Origin of the sequence: Pseudobdellovibrio sp. HCB154 (genome assembly GCF_046267985.1) — a bacterium.
Classification (GTDB): Bacteria; Bdellovibrionota; Bdellovibrionia; order Bdellovibrionales; family Bdellovibrionaceae; genus Pseudobdellovibrio.
The window spans coordinates 2,921,865-2,945,805 of sequence record NZ_CP176530.1; the positions used below are offsets into that span (position 1 = coordinate 2,921,865).

The 23,941-nt window shown below is 41.0% G+C and carries 22 protein-coding genes; 12 read left to right on the forward strand and 10 right to left on the reverse strand.

The annotated features are described in order from the left end of the window. Positions 1–10: 10 nt before the first annotated feature. Both ACKWCF_RS13990 and acs read right to left on the reverse strand, forming a co-directional pair. Positions 11–1,843, reverse strand: coding sequence for a TonB-dependent receptor plug domain-containing protein (locus ACKWCF_RS13990; RefSeq protein WP_409478220.1), 1,833 nt, complete (start codon positions 1,841–1,843; stop codon positions 11–13). Positions 1,844–1,979: 136 nt separating this feature from the next. Next, positions 1,980–3,839, reverse strand: coding sequence for an acetate--CoA ligase (acs, locus tag ACKWCF_RS13995; protein WP_409480262.1), 1,860 nt, complete (start codon positions 3,837–3,839; stop codon positions 1,980–1,982). 97 nt (positions 3,840–3,936) lie between these two features. On the opposite strand from acs, the gene ACKWCF_RS14000 reads away from it, so the two are divergent. The 5 genes from ACKWCF_RS14000 to ACKWCF_RS14020 all read left to right on the forward strand — a co-directional run bounded on the left by ACKWCF_RS14000 (position 3,937) and on the right by ACKWCF_RS14020 (position 8,345). Continuing rightward, positions 3,937–4,770 (forward strand): hypothetical protein, encoded by an 834-nt coding sequence (locus ACKWCF_RS14000; protein ID WP_409478221.1) that lies wholly within the window; start codon positions 3,937–3,939, stop codon positions 4,768–4,770. A gap of 134 nt (positions 4,771–4,904) precedes the next feature. Beyond that, positions 4,905–5,666: a hypothetical protein gene (locus tag ACKWCF_RS14005; protein ID WP_409478222.1), complete on the forward strand. Its 762-nt coding sequence runs from the start codon at positions 4,905–4,907 to the stop codon at positions 5,664–5,666. Between the two features lie 7 nt (positions 5,667–5,673). Then, positions 5,674–5,913 carry a DNA gyrase inhibitor YacG gene (locus tag ACKWCF_RS14010; RefSeq protein WP_409478223.1) on the forward strand — a complete coding sequence of 80 codons (240 nt, stop codon included), beginning with the start codon at positions 5,674–5,676 and terminating at the stop codon, positions 5,911–5,913. Positions 5,914–6,002: 89 nt separating this feature from the next. Further along, a complete protein-coding gene (locus ACKWCF_RS14015) occupies positions 6,003–7,835 on the forward strand; it encodes an APC family permease (RefSeq protein ID WP_409478224.1) in 1,833 nt (610 codons plus the stop codon). A gap of 237 nt (positions 7,836–8,072) precedes the next feature. Next, positions 8,073–8,345, forward strand: coding sequence for an HU family DNA-binding protein (locus ACKWCF_RS14020; RefSeq protein ID WP_409478225.1), 273 nt, complete (start codon positions 8,073–8,075; stop codon positions 8,343–8,345). Positions 8,346–8,672: 327 nt separating this feature from the next. On the opposite strand, the gene ACKWCF_RS14025 is transcribed toward ACKWCF_RS14020, so the two are convergent. Continuing rightward, a complete protein-coding gene (locus ACKWCF_RS14025; RefSeq protein WP_409478226.1) occupies positions 8,673–9,500 on the reverse strand; it encodes a S1 family peptidase in 828 nt (275 codons plus the stop codon). Positions 9,501–9,576: 76 nt separating this feature from the next. On the opposite strand from ACKWCF_RS14025, the gene pfkA reads away from it, so the two are divergent. From pfkA to ACKWCF_RS14060, 7 genes are all read left to right on the forward strand, one after another. After that, a complete protein-coding gene (pfkA, locus tag ACKWCF_RS14030) occupies positions 9,577–10,545 on the forward strand; it encodes a 6-phosphofructokinase (protein WP_409478227.1) in 969 nt (322 codons plus the stop codon). A gap of 140 nt (positions 10,546–10,685) precedes the next feature. Continuing rightward, a complete protein-coding gene (locus ACKWCF_RS14035) occupies positions 10,686–11,825 on the forward strand; it encodes an ABC transporter substrate-binding protein (RefSeq protein ID WP_409478228.1) in 1,140 nt (379 codons plus the stop codon). Between the two features lie 9 nt (positions 11,826–11,834). Beyond that, positions 11,835–12,737, forward strand: a complete 903-nt coding sequence (locus ACKWCF_RS14040; RefSeq protein ID WP_409478229.1) for a branched-chain amino acid ABC transporter permease — start codon at positions 11,835–11,837, stop codon at positions 12,735–12,737. 2 nt (positions 12,738–12,739) lie between these two features. After that, positions 12,740–13,669, forward strand: coding sequence for a branched-chain amino acid ABC transporter permease (locus ACKWCF_RS14045; protein ID WP_409478230.1), 930 nt, complete (start codon positions 12,740–12,742; stop codon positions 13,667–13,669). Next, a complete protein-coding gene (locus tag ACKWCF_RS14050; protein ID WP_409478231.1) occupies positions 13,669–14,466 on the forward strand; it encodes an ABC transporter ATP-binding protein in 798 nt (265 codons plus the stop codon). The genes ACKWCF_RS14045 and ACKWCF_RS14050 overlap by 1 nt, the downstream gene beginning before the upstream one ends. Beyond that, positions 14,459–15,181 carry an ABC transporter ATP-binding protein gene (locus ACKWCF_RS14055; protein WP_409478232.1) on the forward strand — a complete coding sequence of 241 codons (723 nt, stop codon included), beginning with the start codon at positions 14,459–14,461 and terminating at the stop codon, positions 15,179–15,181. Before ACKWCF_RS14050 ends, ACKWCF_RS14055 begins: the two co-directional genes overlap by 8 nt. A gap of 19 nt (positions 15,182–15,200) precedes the next feature. After that, entirely contained in the window at positions 15,201–16,454 is a 1,254-nt protein-coding gene (locus tag ACKWCF_RS14060) for a hypothetical protein (RefSeq protein ID WP_409478233.1), read from the forward strand. 91 nt (positions 16,455–16,545) lie between these two features. Here ACKWCF_RS14060 and ACKWCF_RS14065 read toward each other — a convergent pair whose 3' ends face one another. The 7 genes from ACKWCF_RS14065 to ACKWCF_RS14095 all read right to left on the reverse strand — a co-directional run bounded on the left by ACKWCF_RS14065 (position 16,546) and on the right by ACKWCF_RS14095 (position 23,939). Then, entirely contained in the window at positions 16,546–17,835 is a 1,290-nt protein-coding gene (locus ACKWCF_RS14065) for a flagellar hook protein FlgE (RefSeq protein ID WP_409478234.1), read from the reverse strand. Between the two features lie 163 nt (positions 17,836–17,998). After that, positions 17,999–18,466 (reverse strand): TIGR02530 family flagellar biosynthesis protein, encoded by a 468-nt coding sequence (locus ACKWCF_RS14070; RefSeq protein WP_409478235.1) that lies wholly within the window; start codon positions 18,464–18,466, stop codon positions 17,999–18,001. Positions 18,467–18,468: 2 nt separating this feature from the next. Further along, positions 18,469–19,515: a flagellar hook assembly protein FlgD gene (locus ACKWCF_RS14075; protein ID WP_409478236.1), complete on the reverse strand. Its 1,047-nt coding sequence runs from the start codon at positions 19,513–19,515 to the stop codon at positions 18,469–18,471. A gap of 15 nt (positions 19,516–19,530) precedes the next feature. Next, entirely contained in the window at positions 19,531–20,979 is a 1,449-nt protein-coding gene (locus ACKWCF_RS14080; RefSeq protein ID WP_409478237.1) for a flagellar hook-length control protein FliK, read from the reverse strand. A 225-nt stretch (positions 20,980–21,204) separates the two neighbouring features. Beyond that, entirely contained in the window at positions 21,205–22,038 is an 834-nt protein-coding gene (locus ACKWCF_RS14085) for a MotE family protein (RefSeq protein WP_409478238.1), read from the reverse strand. Continuing rightward, positions 22,035–22,562, reverse strand: a complete 528-nt coding sequence (fliJ, locus tag ACKWCF_RS14090) for a flagellar export protein FliJ (RefSeq protein ID WP_409478239.1) — start codon at positions 22,560–22,562, stop codon at positions 22,035–22,037. The genes ACKWCF_RS14085 and fliJ overlap by 4 nt, the downstream gene beginning before the upstream one ends. 57 nt (positions 22,563–22,619) lie before the next feature. Beyond that, positions 22,620–23,939 (reverse strand): FliI/YscN family ATPase, encoded by a 1,320-nt coding sequence (locus tag ACKWCF_RS14095; RefSeq protein ID WP_409478240.1) that lies wholly within the window; start codon positions 23,937–23,939, stop codon positions 22,620–22,622. Positions 23,940–23,941: the final 2 nt, after the last annotated feature.

The following is a 23,941-nucleotide window of genomic DNA, read 5'->3' on the forward strand; positions in this document are numbered from 1 at the left end:
AACTACACCCCTATTCTAGAGTGTAGTTTAACCCAGCACGAACCACAGGTCCATCAACATAATAGCCGTAAGACGGTTGATACTCTTCAGCAAAGATATTTTCAGCACGAGCGAATAAGTTTAAATTCTCGCTAGCTTTGTAGTTACCAACGATATGCACCAGCGTGTAGCTGGGTAGAGTTGTCGTGGCTGTTGCAAATGTGAATGGTGGCGTAAAGGTGAAGTACTGGTCACGACGGCTTCCTGTATGCACCACTTCAGTTCCAAACGACGCTTTGTCAGTAAGATCGTGATTTACTTTTAATGACGCTGTTCTCAAAGGGCGGCGCACCAACCAATCGTGCGTCGAATGATCTTTAGGTTCTTGGTAACCAAAAGAAAGCTGCACGCGAGTTGCATTTTCTTGATCGTCGTAATTGAAGTACGCTTCAGCCCCTGTCGTTTCAGTTTTTGCAACGTTTTGGTATTTGCTTGGAGTACCTTGCGTGATGATTAAGTTATCGTACTCAGAAGTAAATACCGTAAATGATCCACGCACTTTTTCAGTTAATTGATCTTCGACCGTTGCAGCCGTTGTCGTTACTTTTTCTGATTTTAGATCAGGGTTTCCGCGTGTTGAAAACTGTTGGTATAACGATGGAGATTTAAATCCTGTTGAATGCTCAATTTTAACAAAGTCAGCATACGATAAACCCACTTGGTACGTATCAGCCACTGATTTCATTTTGCTTAACTCTTTACGAACACCGGCTTCAGTGACTACTTTTTCTGTAGGTTTGTACGCTGCTTTAACAAAGACACCTTCGTACTCTTGAAATTGGTCAGCACGAACCACACCTGAAGCTTTATAGTATAATTCTTCATGGTTAAAGCTTGCTCCAGCATCGACTTTAAAAGCTGCGCTTTCAAAAGCTTTCACATCTAAACGCACAGCTTGCAATAAACCGTCATAAATTTCTTCAGTTTGTGTGCCATCACCAGAAATAATATCCTGTTCAAATTTACGTTCAGTGTATTGTTGAGAAAACGCTAACGAAAATAAATCTTTTTTACGTAACACTAACCCGTAATTGACCGCTTCAGTTTGCACATCGAAGTTTTCTGTATCTAACGAAACACCAGTTCCTGCATCGTAAGTTGAAATCTGGCTTTGATCGTCGGTGTATTGACCTTTAGCAATCACCTCGTACTGCGGAGAAAACAAATCACGAAGCGTATAAGTTAAATCCACATTCGTTAAACGTTGTGGATAAGTTTTTGCAGAATCTTTTGCTGGAGAATCATTGTGAGCATCAGTTAATTTGATATTTCCCGCGAAACCTTGCGTTTCGTTCACTTTCACCTGTTGGCCAAGATTAAGTTCCGCAAAGCGCTCGCCGCCCGTAACTGTAAAATCAGATGATGTTTTAATATCTGTCGGAAAAGTTTCAATTTTAATGACTCCAGCCAAAGCTTGGCCACCGTAAAGAACCGACTGTGAACCTTTGATGATTTCGATTTTTTTAATCGAACGTAAATTTAAAGTTGAAAGATTGACCGTACGTTGAATTGTTGATGGATCATAAAAAGGAATACCATCAATCAAAAACAGCACATGGCTTGTATCACCACCGCGAATGTAGATTGAATTTGGTGTAAAGTTAGAACTTGAAATCGCCACATTCGCTTCAGACGATAATAACGTCGAAATATTATTAACTTGCGATTTTTTAATTTCTTTTTCAGTGATCACCACTTTGCTTGATGAGCTAAAGCTTTGATCGGCCACAACCACTTCAATTTCTTGAATGGCAAAAGTTTGAACGCTAACAAATAAAACGACTAAAAGACTGATTAATTTCATAAAAAAAACTTACCAGTCACCCAAGAACAAAATCAATCCCGAACCACAATCTGCACAGCAATTGAGAAAACAACTCTGACGGCACGATGCCGTCAGAAAGGCCGGCTAGGAAAGCCAGCCAGCGCAGCGATCAAAACTACGACAATTTGTTCTTCACTAAGTGATCAACCACGCTCGGGTCTAACAGAGTTGAAGTGTCACCTAAGCTATCAAGTTGATTTTCCGCGATTTTTCTTAAAATACGGCGCATGATTTTACCCGAACGAGTTTTTGGTAATTGCGGTGCCCACTGAAGTTTATCAGGGGTTGCAATCGGACCGATAAGCTTTCGCACATGCTGAACCAGCTCTTGTTTAAGCTGATCATTTTCAGATACGCCATTCTTTAAAGTCACATAAGCATAAATGCCCTGACCCTTAATTTCATGCGGGTAACCCACAACCGCAGCTTCTGCTACTGATTGGTGATCGACCAACGCTGATTCAATTTCAGCCGTACCGATTCTGTGTCCTGACACATTAATCACGTCATCTACACGACCCGTGATCCAGTAGTAACCGTCTTCATCACGCTTACAGCCATCACCGGTAAAATAATAACCCGGGTAAGTGCTAAAATAAGTTTCTTCAAAACGTTTATGATCTTTATAAACCGTGCGCATTTGTCCAGGCCATGAATCAGCGATCACTAATACACCTTCACAAACACCTTCTAAAACTTTACCTTCAGGAGATAAAATTTTAGCGTCAATTCCCGGTAACGGAAAAGTCGCTGAACCCGGTTTAGTTTTAGTTTCAGCGGCTAATGGAGAAATTAAAATTCCACCCGTTTCCGTCTGCCACCAAGTATCTACCACTGGGCATCTGCCATCACCGACATTGTTTGAATACCATTCCCAAGCTTCTGGGTTAATCGGTTCACCCACGGAACCCAGTACACGTAAAGATTTACGCGATGTTTTTTTAATCGGCTCTAAACCTTCGCGCATTAACGCACGAATCGCTGTTGGCGCGGTATAGAAAATATTAACTTGATGTTTATCAATCACTTCCCAAAAACGAGACGATGTCGGGTACGAAGGAATCCCCTCAAACATCAATGTCGTTGCACAATTTGCTAACGGCCCGTACACGATGTAACTATGTCCAGTCACCCAACCTACATCGGCCGTACACCAGTAGATATCGTTTGGCTTATAATCAAAAACTTTCTCATGCGTCCAACTAGCAAAAGCTAAATACCCAGCTGAAGTGTGAAGCACACCTTTTGGCTTTCCGGTAGAGCCTGAAGTGTAAAGAATGAATAACGGGTCTTCAGCGTTCATTGTTTCTGGAGCACATTCATCAGAAACTGTCTTAATTTCCTCTTCGTAAGATAAATCTTTATCCCCTTTAGGAAGATCAGCACCCGTGCGTTTTACCACGATCACTTTTTCAACTGTCGGCGATTTCTTAAGAGCCAGATCAACATTCTTTTTTAAAGGCGTAGTTTTACCACCACGATAACCTTCATCAGCTGTAATTACGATTTTAGATTCACAGTCATGAATACGGTCTGCTAGTGAATCCGGAGAAAAACCCCCGAACACCACTGAATGAACCGCACCGATGCGCGCACAGGCTAACATCGCGTAAGCCGCCTCAGGAATCATCGGTAAATAGATTGTGACGAAATCACCTTTTTTTACGCCATGTTTTTTTAAAACATTAGCCATACGATTAACGTGTGAATGCAATTCTTTGTAAGTGATTTTTTTAGCTGGTTCGTTAACGCCATCTGGTTCCCAAATGATCGCTACTTTATCGCCATTTTTAGCCAAATGACGGTCGATACAATTTGCCGTTACGTTTAACTGCCCATCTTCGTACCACTTGATACTCACTGGCTTTTTAAATGAAACTTGTTTAAGTTTTGTGAAAGGTTTGATCCAAGTTAAGCGGTCTGCGATCTGCTTCCAGTGTGTGTCTGTATTCATACAATTCTCCAACCCCAAAATCTTAGCGAAGGCCCAAATCTAAGGCCACTTTTTTTCATGACAATGGAGTGCGTCTTTAGAATACTTTATAACTAAATCATTATTTGAAAGGTTTCTCATGAAAGTTTTAGTATTCGCGTTATTATTTTTAACATCTTTAGCGCAAGCCAAAATCGAATCGAACTACACTCTAACTCCAACTGCAGGGCAAAGCGAATTTCTGCCAGGAATTAACCTAGCGGTAGCAAATATCGAATTTAAAAACAACGCTGGAGACTTAAAAGGTATTGGCCTAGATTTAAGCGCTAAATATTTTTATGGTCTAACAGACTTCCTAAGCGTTGGCCTTGAAGTTTCACACCAAAATATGCGCACTGAAATTAACGCCCCAAATACAAATACTCAAACTACTAAAGGCAAAGGTTTTGCTGATCCTGTGGTTCGCGCAAAGGGTAATTTAGATGTTGCTGATTTAGGTGTTTTTTATTCGATCGCTTACGGGTTTGCCACACAAAAATCTAAATATAATTTCGATTCTGACGAATACACTATGGCCAGCGGTCAAAATAGCTATCAACTCGAAGCAGGTGTTGCAGTTCCAGTTAACGAATACCTTATCGGTGGACACATTAACTACACAAAAAATTTAAAAGGTAAAGAAACTCACACAACGAATGGCATTGACAGTGAAGTTGACCTTAAAGAATCGACTTCGCATCGTCTAAAAATTTACATGGAATTTCAAAAGCAATATCACTTAACAGGAGCCTTTGTTCATCAACGCCAGACTGATCTTTATCAAGGTTTAGAATTTTCTGCGCGCTTTGATACATCATCTCAATCTGAGATTATTCCACAAGTAACTTCACTCGTTGTAAAGCACCCTGAAGATTTAAATGCAGACATCGCCAGCGTCGTTTATTTTGGCGCAACTTTCCGTTACTTATTCTAGTTTTTTCACCCCTTACGGTGACATTTGTTGCCGTTAAAACAGAGCTGTCGAATCCTTTGACAGCTCAGATCCTATAAAATTGTTAAAACCCAGGTACGCTAATTGTAACTTCTCTGATTGTCAGAGGAGTTTTTATGAAACATCTTTTATATGTATTTGGTTTAGTAGCAATGGTTGCCGGCTTATCAAGTTGCCAAGGCAATAATAATGACGACCAAGCTAATGCAACATGCCCAGTTGGGACTACATATTATAATGGCGCTTGCTACACAGGTAACGGCGGTTACGTACAACCATCTGGTACTAGCTATCAAAATGGTTTTTACGCTGACACTTATTCTGGAACTTCACAATTACAAATCGTAAACGGCGGAAAAATGCAGGAGTTTTTCCAATACGGCATGGGCGTTTGTAACAGAGCCGGCGGCGCTTCTGGTGGATACTACGGTTGTGACGCTTACGTTGGTGGTTCAATGGATATGATTATCCAATTCCCTCCAAACGGTGGTAACTCTTTATTAGCAACATTCGTGGCTCAACCACGTGTGAACCCTTACTTTAACTACGGCTACCAATTACCATCTGGTTGGGGTGCTTTAGGTATCGCTTTAGGTATGGTAACTGGTGTTTTCTTACCGGATCCTAAACAATATAACGGTGTTTATCGTAATCCATTACAACTTCAGTTAGCAGTTTCTTTAATCAACAACTCTGTTGGTTTCTCAGCTAACGGTTACGGTGATGCTTGGTCAGGTTTAAACAGAACAAAAATTACGATCGAAGTTCCACAAGGTAAAATGCAAGATAACCAACTACCGTTTATCTTCAAAGTGGGCGATGTTCCTGCGGCGCAAGGTACTTTCACTCGTTGCCAACGCATGAACTGCGGTCTTTAATAGAAGAGTGACCGACACACCAAATTTTTCAAATGCTAAACAAGTCAAATGCCCGCATTGCGGGCGTTTGACGTTATACTCTCCACAAAACCCGTCACGTCCCTTTTGTTCAGACCGTTGCAAACTAATTGATCTGGGGGAATGGGCTTCTGAGGGCTATAAAGTCCCAGTTGAGCAGCAAACCTACAACGAAAAAGATCTAGAGCAATTATACGAAGCCTTAAACAAGGACGAATCAGGCGAATAGCCCCCACTTACAAGTAGTTGCAGGCAGGCAACAACAGGAGTAGTCTTTCCTTTTATAGCATGACTTACGCGTAAGAGGACATTTCATCCATGTTTGCTTCTAAAATTCGAAGAATTCTGATCGGCGACCCGCTACACAACTCTCAACAACAACACGAATTGATTCCTAAGTGGAAAGCTTTGGCTTTACTTGCTGCCGATGCCTTATCTTCTATTGCGTACGCGACAGAAGAGATCATTATTCCTTTAGCGTTATCAGGTCTTGCGTTTGCGACAACTTGGTCGTTACCAATTTCTTTAGCGATTTTAGGTTTGATGTTTATCATCACACTTTCTTACCGCCAAACGATTCAAGCTTACCCTAATGGGGGCGGAGCTTACATCGTTGCTAAAGATAATTTAGGAACTGGTGCAGGATTAGTTGCAGGTGCCGCTTTACTTATCGATTACACGTTAACAGTAGCCGTTTCGGTTTCAGCCGGCGTTGAAAACTTAGTGTCTGCCTTTCCTGGAATGGCCGGCGTTCAAGTTTTTACCTGCGTTTGGATCATTTTATTTTTAATGGTTCTAAGCCTTCGCGGCGTTAAAGATTCAGCAACGATTTTTGCGATTCCAACGTATCTTTTTATTTTTTCGATTTTCGCATTAATCATCACCGGCCTTGTGCGTGGACCGCAAGATGTGAACATTCACCCACATACGGTGTTGATGAATAATCTTCCGGATATCGGTTGGATTTTAGCTTTAAAAGCTTTCTCTTCAGGATGCACAGCCTTAACAGGTATCGAAGCTGTATCAAACGGCATCCCCTTATTTCGCCACCCGCAATCTAAAAATGCCAACATGACATTGTTGATGATGGTTGTGATCTTAGGAAGCATGTTCGCCGGAATTACTTACTTAGTAAATTCTTATGACATCGTAAAAGTTGAAGGCGTAACGTTACTGGCCGGATTAACTAAAGCCGTATTCGGACAAGGTTTTGGCTTTTACTTTGTACAGATTTCTATTTTCTTAATTTTATTCATGGCGGCTTCAACGGCCTATGCCGATTTCCCGCGTTTATCTTCATTACTTGCCATCGACCGCTATGCTCCCCGCCAATTAATCAGTATGGGTGACCGTTTAGTTTTCTCAAACGGCATCATTGCTCTTTCAATGGGCGCTATCGCTTTAGTTATTATTTTTCGCGGTCATACACATTCATTAATCCCGCTTTACGCCGTGGGCGTATTCTTATCATTCACTCTTTCACAGGCCGGAATGGTGGTTCACCACTGGCGTTTACGTGAAAAAGGCTGGAAAGGTTCGATGGTGATGAATACCATCGGAACTCTTGTTACATTCTCTGTTCTGATTGTCATCGGCTCTTTTAAATTCACACATGGGGCTTGGATGGTGATTATTACGATTCCGATTATCGTTTACGCCTTTCACCGTATTCACGTGCATTATGTGATGTTTGCGCGCGAACTTTCACAATCACATTACGACATAGATGCTGAAGGCCACACAAAAGACCACGTGGTTGTTATTCCTGTTTCTGGCTTACATTTAGGCGTTATGAACGCGATCCGTTATGGAAAAAGTATCAGCAAAGATGTTCGCGTGATTTATGTAAAAACTGATGAAGTTTCAGCGCAACGCATGCACGAAGCCTGGGCTGCGAAATTTCCAGACATGCAACTGCATGTTTTAGATTCTCCGTACCGTTCGATTTCGACACCAATTTTAGATTTTATTGATCATGTTCGTAATGAAAACCCAACGGATTTTATCACTGTGATTTTCCCGGAATTCGTGACGTTCAAATGGTATCATCAGTTACTTCACAATCAGACGGCTTGGCTAATCAAGCTTTCATTGATCTACAAAAAAAATGTGATCGTGACGAGCGTGAAATACCACCTTTCAACAACATAGCTGATTTTGATTTGCCTGCGGCAAACCTTATTCGAAAGGGCCGATTATCATCGGCCTAACTCCAGAATCCTTTGCCGGAGCGGCTAACAATTTTTTGTTAAAAAAATAACTATAAAATTATTTATTGACGGCAACCGCTTTTTGTTTTGTGATGTGGGCATCAAGGACGATTAACAACAACAGGATGTACAACATCGATCTCACAACAACTGAGATAAACAACACAGGAGTTCAACAATGAACAAAGCGCAATTAATCGAAAAAATGGCTACTGAAACTAAAATGTCTAAAGCTCAATGCGAAACAGTAGTAGACTGCTTCATCGGCAACGTAAAAAAAGCTGTTAAAAAAGGTGATGACGTTAAATTAGTAGGTTTCGGTACTTTCACTAAAGCTAAACGTAAAGCTCGCACTGGTCGCAACCCACAAACTGGTAAAGCAATCAAAATCCCAGCTGCATGGGCTCCTAAATTCCGCGCTGGCGCTGAATTCAAAGCTTTAGTTAAGTAATTAGTTACTAACTAGATCTTTCCAATTGATAGAATTAAGGGCTTGGTTGAAAAACCAGGCCCTTTTTATTTTTTAGATCTAGGATGTTTACGTAGTCATCGAACAGGCATCCTGCCTACTGAGAGCTTCGCTCTCAGACTCTCACTTCTGCTGATCGTCCACGATCACCAGATCATAATTTTTTAGGATTCAAAAACATTCATCTGACGGCACGATGCCGTCAGAAAGGCCGTCCCAGGAAGGCGACAACCAGCGCAGCGTCCAAATAAAAAAAGCCTGGTTATTTCTAACCAGGCTTCATTGAAATTCAAATTCAAATATCAAAAATTACTGAGGAACGACGAAAGCAGGAACTTCAGTTTTTAATTTTGCTGCTGTTTCTAAGATGAAAGTTTCAAACTTAGAAGCGTAAGTGTATTCACCGAAGTGGTGGCAGTCTGGAGCGCTGTCATGTGGACCACGAGTGATACCGTAAACGTATAAGATACCGTCTTTTTCTAAGTAAGCTGGGCCGCCAGAATCGCCGTTACAAGCGCCAGAAGCTTTAGTTTGGTCAGTTACTAAGATCGCATCAGCGTCTAAAATTTTTGCCATCGGAACAGTTACTTTGCGTAACGCTTCAGTGTCTGCACCAGTTAAATCGTTAATTACACCGTAACCCGCAAGTAACATCGGCATACCTACAGTTAATTTGTATTTATCACTGATGATGCCAACTGGTTTGTAAGGCGCCGGAGCTGATTTAGTTAACGCGATTAAAGCCACATCGTTAAGACGGCCAGTGCTACCATATTTTGAGTGAGTAACGAAATCAGCAACTTCGTACATTGTTTCTACGTCTAATTGATTTTTTACATCTAAAGAAAAACCAATACGTAATGCATTTTTGTTCATACCGCGTAGGCAGTGAGCCGCTGTTAAAACTAAGTTTGGAGAAATTAAAGTTCCAGTACACATAGGGTAAGCGCGGTTACCTTCGATGTATTTTAAAGCTACCGTTGAGTTAGCCACGATATCACTTGGCTGAACAACTTCGCCACCAAGAATTTTTGCTGTATCAGCATTGTTATTATAAAATGCGCCCGCGTTTTTTTGACATGCTGTGAAATTTAAAGCGGCAACAACTGCGAATAAAGCAGATAGGTTTTTAAACATTAGAATCCCCTCTTGATATTTGAGCCGCAACCTAACAAAATCAGAGAGGATCAGTCAGTAAAAAAGTGGGGTACCTATGAAAAAAATAGCTGTTTATACAAGCGGAGGCGACGCGCCTGGAATGAATGCCGCCATTCGTGCAGTGGTTAGAACGGCTCACGCCAAAAACGTTGAAATCATAGGAATATTAAACGGTTACGTAGGCATGATCGAAAATAAAATGATCACTCTTGCTCCCCGTGATATGGCCAATATCGTTCAGCGCGGAGGCACGATTTTAAAGACCGGCAGATCCGCTGAATTTATGAAGCCTGAATACCGTGCAATCGCCGCTGAAAACTTAAAGAAAGCTGGTATCGAAGGCTTAGTTTGCATAGGTGGTGATGGCTCATTTCGTGGAGCCCAAGCTTTACTGTCTGAACATAAAATTCCTGTGATCGGTATTGCCGGAACAATTGATAACGATGTGTTTGGAACAGACGACACGATCGGTTTTGATACCGCCGTAAATACAGCCTTAGATGCGATCGATAAAATTCGTGATACGGCTGATTCACATGACCGCATTTTCATCGTTGAAGTGATGGGAAGAAATTCTGGCTTTATCGCATCAGCTGTGGGTTTGGCCGGCGGTGCTGAAGAGATTTTAACAGCTGAAAATGTCGTTGCCGTTGATAAAATTGTGGATAAGTTACGTGAATCACGCACTAAGGGAAAATCGAGCAGTATTTTAATCACAGCCGAAGGACAAAAACCCGGTCGCGCCTACGATTTAGCTGAAGCCATCCGCAAAAAATCAAATCTTGATGCGAAAGTTTGCATTTTAGGTCACCAACAACGCGGCGGAAGCCCAACAGCTCACGACCGCATTCTCGCTTCCCGCTTGGGTTCTGAGGCCGTCGCTGCTTTACTAAGCGGAAAAGCAAATCTGATGATTGGAACACTTGGAAACAAGATTGTTGAAGTGCCTTTAGATCAAGTTACCCAGAATGAAAAACGTGGTGACACAACTCTAATTCAGCTTGCCAGAATCCTATCCGTATAGCTTAATTAAACCGTTAGTTAATTAGATTACAGTTAATTTGAAAAACGATGAATACACTTCATTAATTCGGGTGAACAAATTTAATTAACGAATCTAATTTATAGAATTCAACGGTTTAAATTACCTAAAGGAAGGTTCAAATGAAAAACATGTTCTCATTGCTTTCAATTGCGGCTTTAGTTGCATTTGTTGGTTGCACAAAAAAGACAGAAACAAACTCAAACGAAATTTTACTAGGAAGCTATAGCCCTAACACTGGTGCTATTGCGACTTTCGGCGTTTATCAAAAACGCGGTATCGAAATGGCGATCGAAGAGATCAACGCTGCTGGCGGTATCAATGGTAAAATGTTAAAACACGTAAACTACGACAACAAATCTGACGACAATGAAACATTAGCGGTAGTTAATCGTTTAATCTCTCAAGATAAAGTTGTTGCGATCATCGGTGAAGCGACTTCTGGCCGTTCTAAAATCGGTGCGCAAGTAGCTCAACAAAATAAAATCCCAATGTTAACTCCTTCTGCAACTAATCCAGAAGTAACTAAAGTTGGTAACTACATTTTCCGCGCTTGTTTCATCGATCCATTCCAAGGCCAAGTTATGGCTAAGTTCATGGTTGATAATTTAAAAATGAAAAAAGCAGCTATCTTACGTGACGTGAAAAACGATTACTCTGTTGGTTTATCTGATGTTTTCAAAGACGAGCTTAAAAAAGCTGGTGGTGAAATCGTTGACGATATCGCTTACCAAGAAGGTGATGTTGATTTCAAATCTCAATTAACTTCTATCAAAGGCAAAAAACCAGATGCTATCTTCGTTCCAGGTTACTACAACGAAGTTGCTCTTATCGCTCGCCAAGCTAAAGAGTTAGGTATGAACCAACCTCTATTAGGTGGTGACGGCTGGTCTTCTCCAGATCTTTTCAAAATCGCAAAAGATGCTATCAACGGTTCTTACTTCTCTAACCACTACACGACTGAATCTACAGACCCTAAAACTGTTGAATTCGTAAAAAACTTCAAAGCTAAATTCAATGAAGATGCAGACGTTATGGCAGCTCTTGGTTACGACGCTGTATACATGATGGCTGAAGCCATGAAGTCGGCTAAAGAAATTACACCGGACAATATCCGTGCAGGTTTAGCTGGCATTAAGAACTTTCATGGTGTAACTGGAGTTATGACGATGAACGAAAACCGCGATGCAGTTAAATCGGCTGTGGTTGTACGCGTTCAGGGCCCTGACTACAAATTCGTAACAAGCGTTAGCCCGAACTAGGAGTTGATAATGCAGGAATTTCTACAACATACGTTAAACGGCCTAAGCTTTGGCAGCGTCTACGCCCTCATCGCCCTAGGTTATACGATGGTGTACGGAATTCTTGCTATGATTAACTTCGCCCATTCAGACATCTACATGATGGGTGCTTTCGGTACTTTCTACGTTATTAACTTTTTAAAATTAGGTGAAAGCCCAAATCCAATTACTTTCGCCATTGGTTTATTAGCGGCAATGTTATTTTCAGGTTTAGTCGGCTTTATGGTGGAGAAGTTTGCTTACAAACCTTTACGTAATTCGCCAAAGATGAACGTCTTAATCACAGCGATTGGCGTAAGTATTTTATTTGAATTCGGTGGCCAGATCGTTTTCGGGGTAAATCCAAAGTCGTTCCCGCAATTAATGTTAGACACTGAAGTTTTTAACTTTATGGATATTTCGGTTCGCCTTTTAGACATTATCATCTACATGGTGACGATTATTTCATTAATCTCTTTAAGCTTCTTGATTGGTAAAACGCAAACAGGCCGTGCAATGCAAGCCGTAAGTTCTCGTCAAGATATGGCCCCTTTAATGGGTATCAATATCAACAAAATTATTTCTTTCACATTTATCGTTGGTTCTGTGTTAGCGGGCATCGCAGCCTGCTTAGTGGCCATGAAGTATCCTAAGATTGATCCAATGATGGGTGTAAAAATCGGAACAAGTGCTTTCGTTGCAGCGGTGTTCGGTGGTATCGGTTCACTTCCAGGTGCGGTACTTGGCGGTTACATCTTGGGTTTAGGCGAATACTACCTTATCGGTTACGGTGCTTCGACTTACAAAGAAGCTTTATCGTTTTTATTATTAATCTTAATTTTATTAGTTAAACCGACTGGCCTCATGGGCAAAAAAGCTAAAGAGAAAATCTAGTTATGAACTTTCTTGCTAAAAACAAACTGTTATTTTTTGCGATTTCTTTTGTAGTGATTGGGGCGATTTGTAATTTCGCTCTGAACTCTTACATTCAAGCCTTAGTGGTTTCATTTATGATCAACGCGATCATGGCCTTATCGTTAAACTTTATCACTGGTGTAGCGAACCAGTTCTCTTTAGGCCAAGCCGGTTTTATGGCATTAGGAGCTTACACATCGGCTGTGCTTACGAAAGTTTATTTTGCTGATCAATGGTACTTTATTCCGTTAACAGCGTTTGCTGGTGCTTTAGTTTCAACGGTAGCGGGTTACTTAGTGGCTTTACCATCATTCAAATTACGTGGTGACTACTTGGCTATCGTAACGATGGGTTTTGCTGAGATCGTGCGTGTTTTATTTTTAAATTGGAATTTCGTTGGTGGCCCTCGTGGTTACAACGGCGTTGTGAAATGGCCTGACTTTTTAACTTCATACGGTTTTACAGGGGCCGCGCTATTTTTAACTTTCATCGTTTTATATCACTTAAAAATTTCTTGGTTCGGTCGCAATTTGTGGGCCTTAAACGAAGATGAAATCGCTGCCGAAGTTATGGGTACTCCGATTGCGAAGAATAAACGTTTTGCGTTTTTATTTTCTAGTTTCTTCGCTGGCTTAGGTGGAGCTTTATACGGTCACCACTTAGGTTACTTCAGCCCGGCTTCTTTTGGTTTTTTAATGTCAGTTCAGATTTTAATTTTCGCAGTTCTTGGCGGACTTGGTTCAATGTCAGGTTCAGTTTTAGCGGCCGGTATCTTAACAGCATTACCAGAAATTTTACGTTCATTACCAACAGGCGGTATTGATATTCGTATGATCGTATTCCCGATTTTATTAATCTTACTTATGATTTTACGTCCGCAGGGTCTATTAGGCAGAAAGGAGTTATTCTAATGAGTAACTCAAGAATGTTATCAGTTGATAACTTAAACCTAAGCTTCGGTGGTATTAAAGCCGTTGACCAAGTGACGTTCCATATTAACGAACATGAATTACTTGGCCTTATTGGTCCGAATGGTGCCGGTAAAACGACGGTGTTCAATATGATTTCTGGTTTCTATAAAGCAGATTCAGGAACAATCAAATTACACACTAAAGATGCCGATGAAGTTATTAACGAATTATCACCTGATGAAGTTAATAAAGCAGGTATTGCCAGAACTTTTCAAAACATTCGTTTATTCGGCAAATTAACTGTAGTTGAAAACGTATTATTAGCGATGCAACAAACAGAAACTTTAGGCTGGAGAGAAAGTTTACTAAGAACTAAATCTTACCGTGAAAAAGAAGCGGCTTTAAAAGCTCACTGCATCGATTTACTTAAAATTTTTAGCCTTGATCATTTAGCTGAAGAACTGGCGTGTAACTTACCTTACGGTTTACAGCGTAAACTTGAAATTGTTCGTGCACTTGCTACTAAACCAAAATTATTAATTTTGGATGAGCCCGCGGCTGGAATGAACCACCAAGAAACTGAAGATTTAAAAAAATTAATTCACTTCGTGAAACAAAAATTCAACTTAACAGTTTTATTAATCGAACATGATATGAAACTGATTATGTCGATCTGCGAGCGCATTGTGGTATTAAACCGTGGTGTTAAAATCGCTGATGGCACACCTGCAGAAGTTAAAGCTAATCAAAACGTTATCGAAGCGTACTTAGGAAAGAGAACTCAACTCCATGGCTAATAAAATTAAAGTCGAACATTTAGCTATTAACTACGGAAACATCAAAGCCGTTAAAGAAGTGAGCTTTGAGTTTAAACGCGGCGAAATTACAACTCTGATCGGCGCCAACGGTGCTGGTAAAACATCGACGTTAAAATGTATTGCTGGTCTTCTACCTGCAAAATCAGGAAAAGTTATTATCGATAACGGCAACATGCATATCGATATTACAAAAATGACTCCGGCGGATCGTTTACGTGCCAAATTGGCTTTATGCCCTGAAGGCCGTGGTGTATTCCCGAATCTTTCAGTGTTTGATAATCTAATGTTAGGTGCTTACTTAAATAAAGATAAAAAGAAGATCGCAGCTTTAGTTGAACAACAGTACGAATTCTTTCCTAAATTAGGTGAGCGCCGTAACCAATTATCGGGAACTTTATCTGGCGGCGAACAACAGATGTTAGCTATTGCCCGAGCATTAATGAGCGAACCTGAATTTTTAATGTTAGATGAACCTTCTCTTGGGCTTGCACCTGTTATCGTTGAGCAAATCTTTGATAAATTCGTTTTACTTAAAAAGAATGGTTTAGGTTTATTAGTTGTCGAACAAAATGCGAGCTTAGCTTTAGAAGTTTCTGACTACGCTTACGTTCTTGAAACGGGCGAAATGACTTTAAACGGTACGGGCGAAAGTTTATTAAAAGATTCGCGCGTTCAAGAAGCTTATTTGAGCTAAACAGTTTAAGTACTTCCCCATGGAAAAACAAAAAAAGAAAATACTCTTACTTTCGATCTTTGGCGGCGCGGCTGTTCTTATGTTTGTTGGCTACGTTGCTTTTTTAATTTGGGCGGTCAGCAAAATTTCTCCAATGGGTTTAAAAGAAAATGCTTCTCGGCTTTTTGATCTGATGAAGTGTCAGAGCTCAGCAGGTGCCGATCAGAAATGTGTAAAAGACTGGGTTGAAGCCCAAGTTAACCAAAAAGACGCAGCGATCGATAAAAAACGCGAACAAAATCCTGAATACAATGCCTGCATGTACGAGCAAGGTGTTTTACTTGAAGCTTTAAATGCCAACAAACTCCAAAGCGAAGATGCTTTAAACCAGCAAATAGCGCATTTCTGCGACTATCAGATGAATCCGGCTGCGGCAATCAAAGACACCGATGTTTACTCTGACTACACGGCCCTTAAATTATTAAAAAATGAGTTAGCTAGCCAGGCTACTTTAAATTTTCGTTACAAATTGTTTAAAAAGAAAAACTACCCTCTAGAACTTGAAGCCTTAGATGTGTACCGCAAATTGATAAATGCTTCTGCTTGCGACAGCCTGGAACAAGACTTTACTCGTTTAGATAAACGCGGCTCAGTTTTTGTTCTAGGTTCGATAGCCTCTTGCAAACTGCAAACTTGCATGAAAGATAAGAAAACAAACTGCCCCGAAGCCGTCAAACTTAGCGAGCGCATGATTTCTTTGGGCGATGTCGCTGGTTACTACATTCTTTCGTATGAAGCCGCTATGAGTGAGAAGCAAGGGCTTAAAGCTTTAAATTACGCCCGCCAGGCGCTTTTAAAGGGCTATACTGATCTGACTCCCAAATACCCTGAACTTGAAGACGATGAGTTTTATAAAATTAAATTTAACTCTGAAAGTCTAGCCTTCAGCGCAGCTCGTTTAATGAATGCCGAGAAAATCTCTGGTGTAGCGATTAACTGTGTGGCCGCTTCGCTAAATAAAGACTGGGAATTTGAAACGTTACTTAAATCACCACAAGCTTTTTCAAAAGAACAATGGTCAGAAAAAATCACCGGCTGGGCGAATGCAAATTCAGATCTTTTATTACGTGTAGCTTGTGAAGTTTTAACTGATACTGAGTCGAAAAAAAGACTGCATGAATATTATTTTAATGATGGAAACAAAGATGGATCAGCTTTTGATTTCTGTACAATGATTCAAGATCCACTTTTTAAAGAAGTCTGCGCAAATAAGGATACAACGGAGCGCGACTAACCGCCCGTTGTATTCCAATGGAGTGTTGGTTCTAACTAGAGAGAGGTCGTTAGCGGCTAACCACCTGAGCCACCGCTAACGATTATTTAAATTAACGTTTTAATTGGATCACTTCGCTTAATAATTCATCTGACGTAGTGATTGTTTTTGAGTTGGCTTGGAAACCACGTTGTTGTGAAATCATATTCACGAACTCAGAAGCTAAATCCACCGTTGAACGCTCAAGTGATTTTGACATCACTGAACCACGGCCCGCCATACGAGGACCACCGACAGCAGCTGGACCAGAATCACGAGATTCTTTGAACATGTTACCGCCGACTTTGAATAATGATTCTGGAGCTTCGAATTTAGCTAACGCGATTTGCGCTAGATCCATAACTTGGCCGTTTGAGTATGAAGCTGTTAACACACCTTCATCATTGAAAGATAAACCAGTTACAGTACCAGCTGCGAAACCATCTTGTGACCAAGATACTACATCTGAATCTTTACCGAACTGTTTAGTTCCGTCGATACCTTTACCGCCTGAAGCGATATCGTCACCGAAGTTGAACTTGATTTGTTGATCTTGCTTAGCTCCACCTTTGAAGTTTAAAGCTGAGTTAGTTACTTCTTGAGAATTTAATTTACCTTCTTCAGTAAATTGTAATTTACCTTCAAGAACTACCGCTAAATCTTGTCCTTCTGGTGAATCAGAAACTTCTTTACCATCAACTAAACCCTTGTATGTCCAAGTACGGTCTTCGCCTTTGTTAAAGAATAAGTTTAATAAGTGTTTGTTACCTTGAGAATCGAAGATCTCAACTGCTGTAGAGTAGTGAGAAGTTTTATACGGATCTTTTGGATCGAAAACTTTAGAGTTAGCTTCATTTCTTGAATCTAAGTTAAGATCAAGTTTAACTTCTTTCGTACCAGAAGCGTTAACTAAGGCACGTGGGAATTTAATATCTGAAACTTTATTTTCGATTTTACCTTTTTCATCAGCTTGGAAACCCTGAACTTTTTGACCAGAGTTATTTACTAAGAATCCGCCTTTATCGAATTTGAAAGAACCATCACGAGTGTAAGTTGTTCCTTCAGTTCCTTTTAATGTAAAGAATCCGTTACCGTTAACGGCTAAGTCAGTTGTACGATCTGTGTTATCTAAGTTACCTTGAGACATCATTGGTGTAACTGTTTGAATACGAGTACCGCGACCCATTTGGTTACCGCCATCGATTCCTTTTAAAGAACGTGACATTACATCAGCAAATTCTGCTCTTGATGCTTTGAAACCTGTTGTATTGGCATTTGCGATATTGTCAGCTGTGACACCTAATGCTTCGCCTTGAGCTTGAAGACCAGTGATACCAGTCCACATTGACGATAGAACTCCCATGATAACCTCCATGTTTTTACTTCGAACATTCGTGTTCAAAGTGTTTTGTTTTTCAAACCTGCTAGTCGAGCAGATCTGTTTATGAAGGGCCCCCTCTAGGAGGACCAGCCCTTGTAAAATCTAATCAAAGTTCAATCAGGATATTCGACCCTGCTTAAACTATCTAAATAACTATTGTGCTGTCGATGTTGGTAAAAACATTTTCTTTCAAATTGTTTTTATCCATCACTGTCACCACAGTGTTATTCTTCACGCTCACGATCGCTGCTGAGTCATCCATCAAAACTAAAGTGTCTTTCGATCCTTTAGCTGCGGCTTTCTTCACAGCTTCGTCAAGTTTCGCTAATCTTGATGGATCGTAACTGATCCCTCTTGATTGCATACGCTCGATCGCGTGGTTGGAAAACTTTAGCGTTCCTTCTTCTGCTACCTTCGCAAGGTTTCCAGCTTTCGCTGTTTCTTGCGCCGGAGTGTTAGCAATCAAACCTTCTAACGTCTCCCGAAACGAACCCGATTCTTTCGCACCTTCTGCTACTCCACCAGTTGCTTTGTCGCTTCTGATTTCGCTCGGCGCTTTTGGAATCAGATTTTCTATGCGACTCAAATTGTTCGCTAGTTTCATCTTATCCATCGTTATAACTCCTTAGCTGCCTGTTGCGGTGGTGCATCTGCTACCACTTGGCCATCTTCTGACTGATGTTGCTTGTAAAGCTCTGGTGATGCCGAAAGACTTCCCCACATATCATCTGCCGAAGATTCCATCGCCTTTAGTTGCTCTGGAGTTTTCGTCTCTTGCTTAATATTAGTTTGCTTCGATGCATTACCTTTATTCAAGTCGAGGTTTGTAACATCTGTTGAATTCTGGTCATTGTTCTTAAGACTTGGGTCAGAAAACTGACGAATGTCCTTAAGACGAACATTCTGTTTTCCCACCTGAAGTACAGGTCCTTCCGGAGAAAAACTCATACCCGTAACTAATCCTGTGAAGTCAGTTTTCACAGCTAGCTTCTGTCCCGCAGCGCCTGTCGCAGAAATTTCTACTTTGTATTCGCCGGCTTTCGCTTTATTTCCTTTTTCATCTTCGCCATTCCAATCAAATTTATTTTCTCCAGCTTTTAACTGTGAAAATTTTAATTTGCGAACAACTTCTCTCTTCGCGTTGAAGATAGTTACTTCAGTGTCTTTCGTATCTTGTGGAAGATTGAATTTCACTTCATGAGCTTTATCTAAATCTGAACGCGTGATTTTTGCACTGTCACCAGAGATTTCTTTACCGATCAAATTCAACGCCTGAAATTGTTCAACAGGTTTATTCGCCTGTTTCATTTCTTGTAACGTTGTATTGATATTTGTCATCTGCTCTAAACCAGAGAATTGCGCAAGCTGTGCAGCCATCTCATGATTCTTAAGCGGATTCGAAGGATCTTGATGTTTAAGCTGTGCAATCATCAATTTGAAGAAAGCATCTTTATCCATGGCATTGCTACCAACACCACGAACTTTTTTTGAAGGATCAACATAGTTTGGATCTGAAATTTTATTTAGCGCTTCGCCAATATTTTCAGTTCCTAACGCTTGCTTTTCATCTTGCGTAAGATTACGGGCAGTGCCCTGCGATTTTAAATCTGGCTCTTGAACTTGTGGATCTCTCCATGTTTTTGTTCCTGATTTTACATCCATGTTTTAAACTCCTTCTTACGCAACCATGTTAATGCTTGAACCCTTGTTGGCCGCTGCATAGGCATTTGCTTTTGCAACCGGTTTAACAGTAGGTGCTTGAACTGTTTGATATGAACTTGATCCACGCTCTTGTTGGTGTCCGCCACGGCCAGAATTTGAATTTGCCATATTCTGGAAATTCATTTCTTGCTGTTGTCTGTTTTGAAAACCCGAATTCGACGAGTTCGCATCAGACTGGAACTGAGACTGGTTGTTCGTATCAACCGCAGTTACATTGTTAATCTTAACATGTTCTACGCGCATTTGGTGACTAGCTAGACTAGACTTAAGATCAGAAAGACTGTCCTCGATCATTTTTTTGACCGATTTATCCTGCGAGTTCATTTCAATGTTAATTTTACCGTTTTCTAAGGCTACTTTTAACTGAACTTCTCCCATACCCTCAGGTGTCATTCTGACTGTCATTTCACCACCGCCTTTAGTAACTAAATACTTCGCTTGATTCATGATCTCGCGAATATTTTCGTCTTTCATGGCGTCGGTACCCGCTTCAGGTTTATTGGCTACAGCACCTGCTCCCGCTGCGGCTCCCAAGTGAGATTGGAAACTACTGCGTTGGCCAGCGTGAAGAGCTTGCACTTGCGCTGCTAAATCGTTTGACGCATCAAACTTTGGAAGCGCTTGTGATTGGCTTTCACTGCCACCTGAGCCTTGGTGTTGGCTTTCGCCTTGGCGTTGTTCATTCTCAGCTGAAGATTTTGCTAATACAGCGTTGGTTTGATTCAACGCTTGGGTTTGTTCAGCTTTCGGCGAAACTTCCTGTTGCACCAATTTCTGATCTAATCCCGCTTTAGCATTTTCTTTGCTCAGAATATCGAAAACTTTGCTTTCAAGAGCTGTAGCTTGTTTTTCCTCTTTGGCTTGAACATCCTGTCCAGGCATTTGAGTATTCGCAGCTTTAGCTGTTGCAGCGTTTTGTAATTGTAATTCAGTTGTCTCTGCATTTGCAGGCACTTCACCGTTGGCCATCGCCATGTCAGGTGTTGCTAAAGCTTGTTCACCGCCAATGTCTGCTAACAACGCTTTTTCAGTATTAGTCAGATACTGAAACGATTGTTGTTGAACAGCTTCACCTGAAATTTCAGGTTGAGCAGTGATAGGCATTTGCATTTGCACTTGCGTTTGCGCAGCCGCAGCCTGCTGCTGTTCAGCAGTAGACGTAGCTTCATCCACGACTCCTAATTGAGCCGCTAACAGTTGTGCTTGCATGTTTTGGATGTTGGCTTGTTCAGTTGCGATTTGTTGCAGATTTTCATCGGAATCTGCGATTTCAACTTCACCCTCGTCTGAGACCATGACCTTTGAAATCTTTTCTTCAATCGCTTGCGGCTGAACTTTTGCTTCTGCCCTTGCATCCTTTTCAGGTTTGTCTGCATCGGATTCATCATCCTTTGCTCGAGCCATCTTCTTTTTAATTCCCCCAGATGACTTTTTCGAAACCTGTTCTAAATCCCGATTTGGTCTTTCCTGCTTTTCGGCTTTTTCTTCTTTAGCCAATTTAAGTTCTTTTGCGAAATCCTTGTGGAAATCTTTGTCGAACTCTTTAGGAACACCAAGATCAAGATCCTTTATCGTACCCTGTGGGGGGCCGACACGAACCAAGTCTTTTAACACTCTTCTCCTTTACCGTTAAGGTTTTGTTGCCTCTGGTTCTGCAGGAGCCGCTTCTTTATCTGCCGGTTTAGGAATGCTTGTTGGCACTCTGTAACCTGCGTAGCGTTCTGCAAAAGCCTGAGCTTTTTCTGTTTTAATTAAATTAAGAATCTCAGCTGCACTTTTCTTTTTCATGCGGCTTAAGATATCAATCACTAAATCTTCATCCATTGTTTCAAAGATCTTAGCTGCTTGGCCCGGTTTCATGTTTGTGTAAACCTGAACAAGAGTTTCGACTTTTGAATCATCTGATTTAATACGGTCTTGAAGCATCGTAGAAATTTTTGTGCGGTACTCTTCAAGTTCTACTAATTTTTTTTCGATCACTGCTTTTTGCGCTTCGATTTCTGCAGCTTTTTTATTTAATTCTTCTTCGCGAGCATCTAGAACTTTTTTACGCTCAGATAATTTGTAAATGTAGTCAGAATCATCTTCTACTTCAGCACGAACTGTTCCTGAAGTTGTTGTTGAACCAGAAACGGCACCGGCTGCCACTGTAGGAGCCGCCTCACCAGAAGCCGTTGTTGCCGGAGCTGGTGACGTTTGTGCTTCGGCTACGCCTAAACCAATTTCAACTTTTTGTAATGTAGATTCAATTTTATCAAAGTTTTCGATTGCTAAAAATAAACCTAAACCGCAAACCACAAACAATACAAATTGCATCGCTGGAAATTTTCGAGAAGACTTTTTAGATTTTTTTTGCTGCATGTTTTCACGAAGCTTAGCTGCGGAAATAGATTTAACAGGTGCTTGCGCCTGAGCGTTCTTCTTAGCTTCTTTAAAAAACTGATCGTAACCGTTTCTTTTCATGCTTTTGTCGTCCTAACAAAACGAGTAGATGCAATTTCATCTAACTCTTTAGCTTCTTTTTCTCTTACTTCTTGTAAGAAATCGGCCTTCTTTTTCTCTTTAAGCCTTTCCATTATCTTAACCTCTGTTAGGGCATCTTTCAAAATTTCGCGTCTGGACTCGACTACTTTTTCGATTTTTAACAGACGTTCGTTCTGCTGAGCTATGCGGAGGTCTTGAAGAGTTAGAAAATGATTAATTTGATTAACCTGTTCTTGCCATCCCGTTGCCTGGCCCGCCAGGCTTGATCTTTGCGTGAGAGAGCGATTTTTTACATCAATCATCTCTTGTAATTTTTTTTGTTCATCAGCCAGGAATGCTTGAGCTTCAAGATAATCTTTACGCGCCAAATCCATCTTAATCTGGCGATGATCCAAAACTTTTTGCATTCCGAATTTGAACTTCATGTAACAAACTTCCTGTTCGTTTCGCTTTGAGTTGCTTTCTACAAAGCGTTTTGGCTTGTTTTGATTTGCTTCCAGCAAACCTTATTCTAAAGGGCCGACCTCTTGGTCGTCCTTGTTGCTTCTACGCGGTTCTTTTTAAGTGCCGGCAGTTATCTGTTGCATGATTCGCAGACATTGGGTCATGTTTGCGGAATCTTCGGTTCTTTGTTTTAGGAAATCGTTGATTTGATCGATCACTCTTACGGCTTTATCGATCTTAGGATTGGCTCCTGTTTTATAAGCACCGATATTAATTAAATCTTCGGCTTCTTTGTATGTTGCTAATAATTCACGAATCTTGATCGCCATTTTTGCGTGATCAGGCGTTGTAACTTGTTTCATTACACGACTTGCACTTTGTAAGATATCAATGGCTGGGTAATGACCTTTTTGTGCTAACTGACGGGATAAAACAATATGCCCATCGACAATTGAACGCACACAATCTCCGATAGGGTCATTCATATCATCACCATCTACTAATGTTGTGTAGAAACCAGTGATTGAACCAGAGCCGTCAAAATTTCCGGCACGCTCTAATAATTTAGGTAAAGTTGAAAATACACTAGGCGTGTAACCGCGTGTTGTTGGCGGCTCGCCGATTGATAAGCCGATTTCACGCATCGCCATTGCAAAACGAGTGACCGAATCCATAACTAGTAATACATTTTTATTATTTTTTGCAAAGTATTCAGCAATTGCCGTTGCCACATAAGCTCCACGCATACGTAATAACGGAGATTGATCCGACGTCACACAAACCACAACGGTTTTTTTCATTCCTGATTCGCCAAGTTCGTGCTCAATAAATTCGCGCACCTCACGGCCCCGCTCACCGATTAAGGCAATCACATTCACATCAGCTTCAGTGTTTTTAGCCATCATGCCCATAAGCACTGATTTACCTACACCCGATCCTGCCATGATCGCCACACGTTGTCCGCGGCCTGCCGTCAGTGTTCCGTTAATTGCACGCACGCCTACGTCTAATGATTCGCGAATTGGTTCACGGTGAAGTGGATTTACCACATCAGCGTATAACGGAAATTCTTTAAAATTTTCAATCGAAGATTTTTCGTCAATCGGTAAGCCCATGCCGTCAACAACACGGCCTAAAAGTTCGTCGCTCACTCTGACAGTGGCTACCGAACGAGAAAGAGTAATTTTACAACCTAATGAAACGCCACGCATTTCATTTAAAGCCATCATTAAAACCTGACGGTCTTTAAAACCCACAACTTCGGCCAATAATGGCTTTGTCGAATGAGGCGTTTCAATACTGCAGATACTTCCGACCGAAGCACCCGGAAGATAACCTTTAATTAAAAGGCCAGTAACTTCTGTCACCTTACCGCTATCTTCGGTTAAGTGACAGTTCTTGATAATTTCTTCGTATTTCTCAAAATTAAGTTTCACGC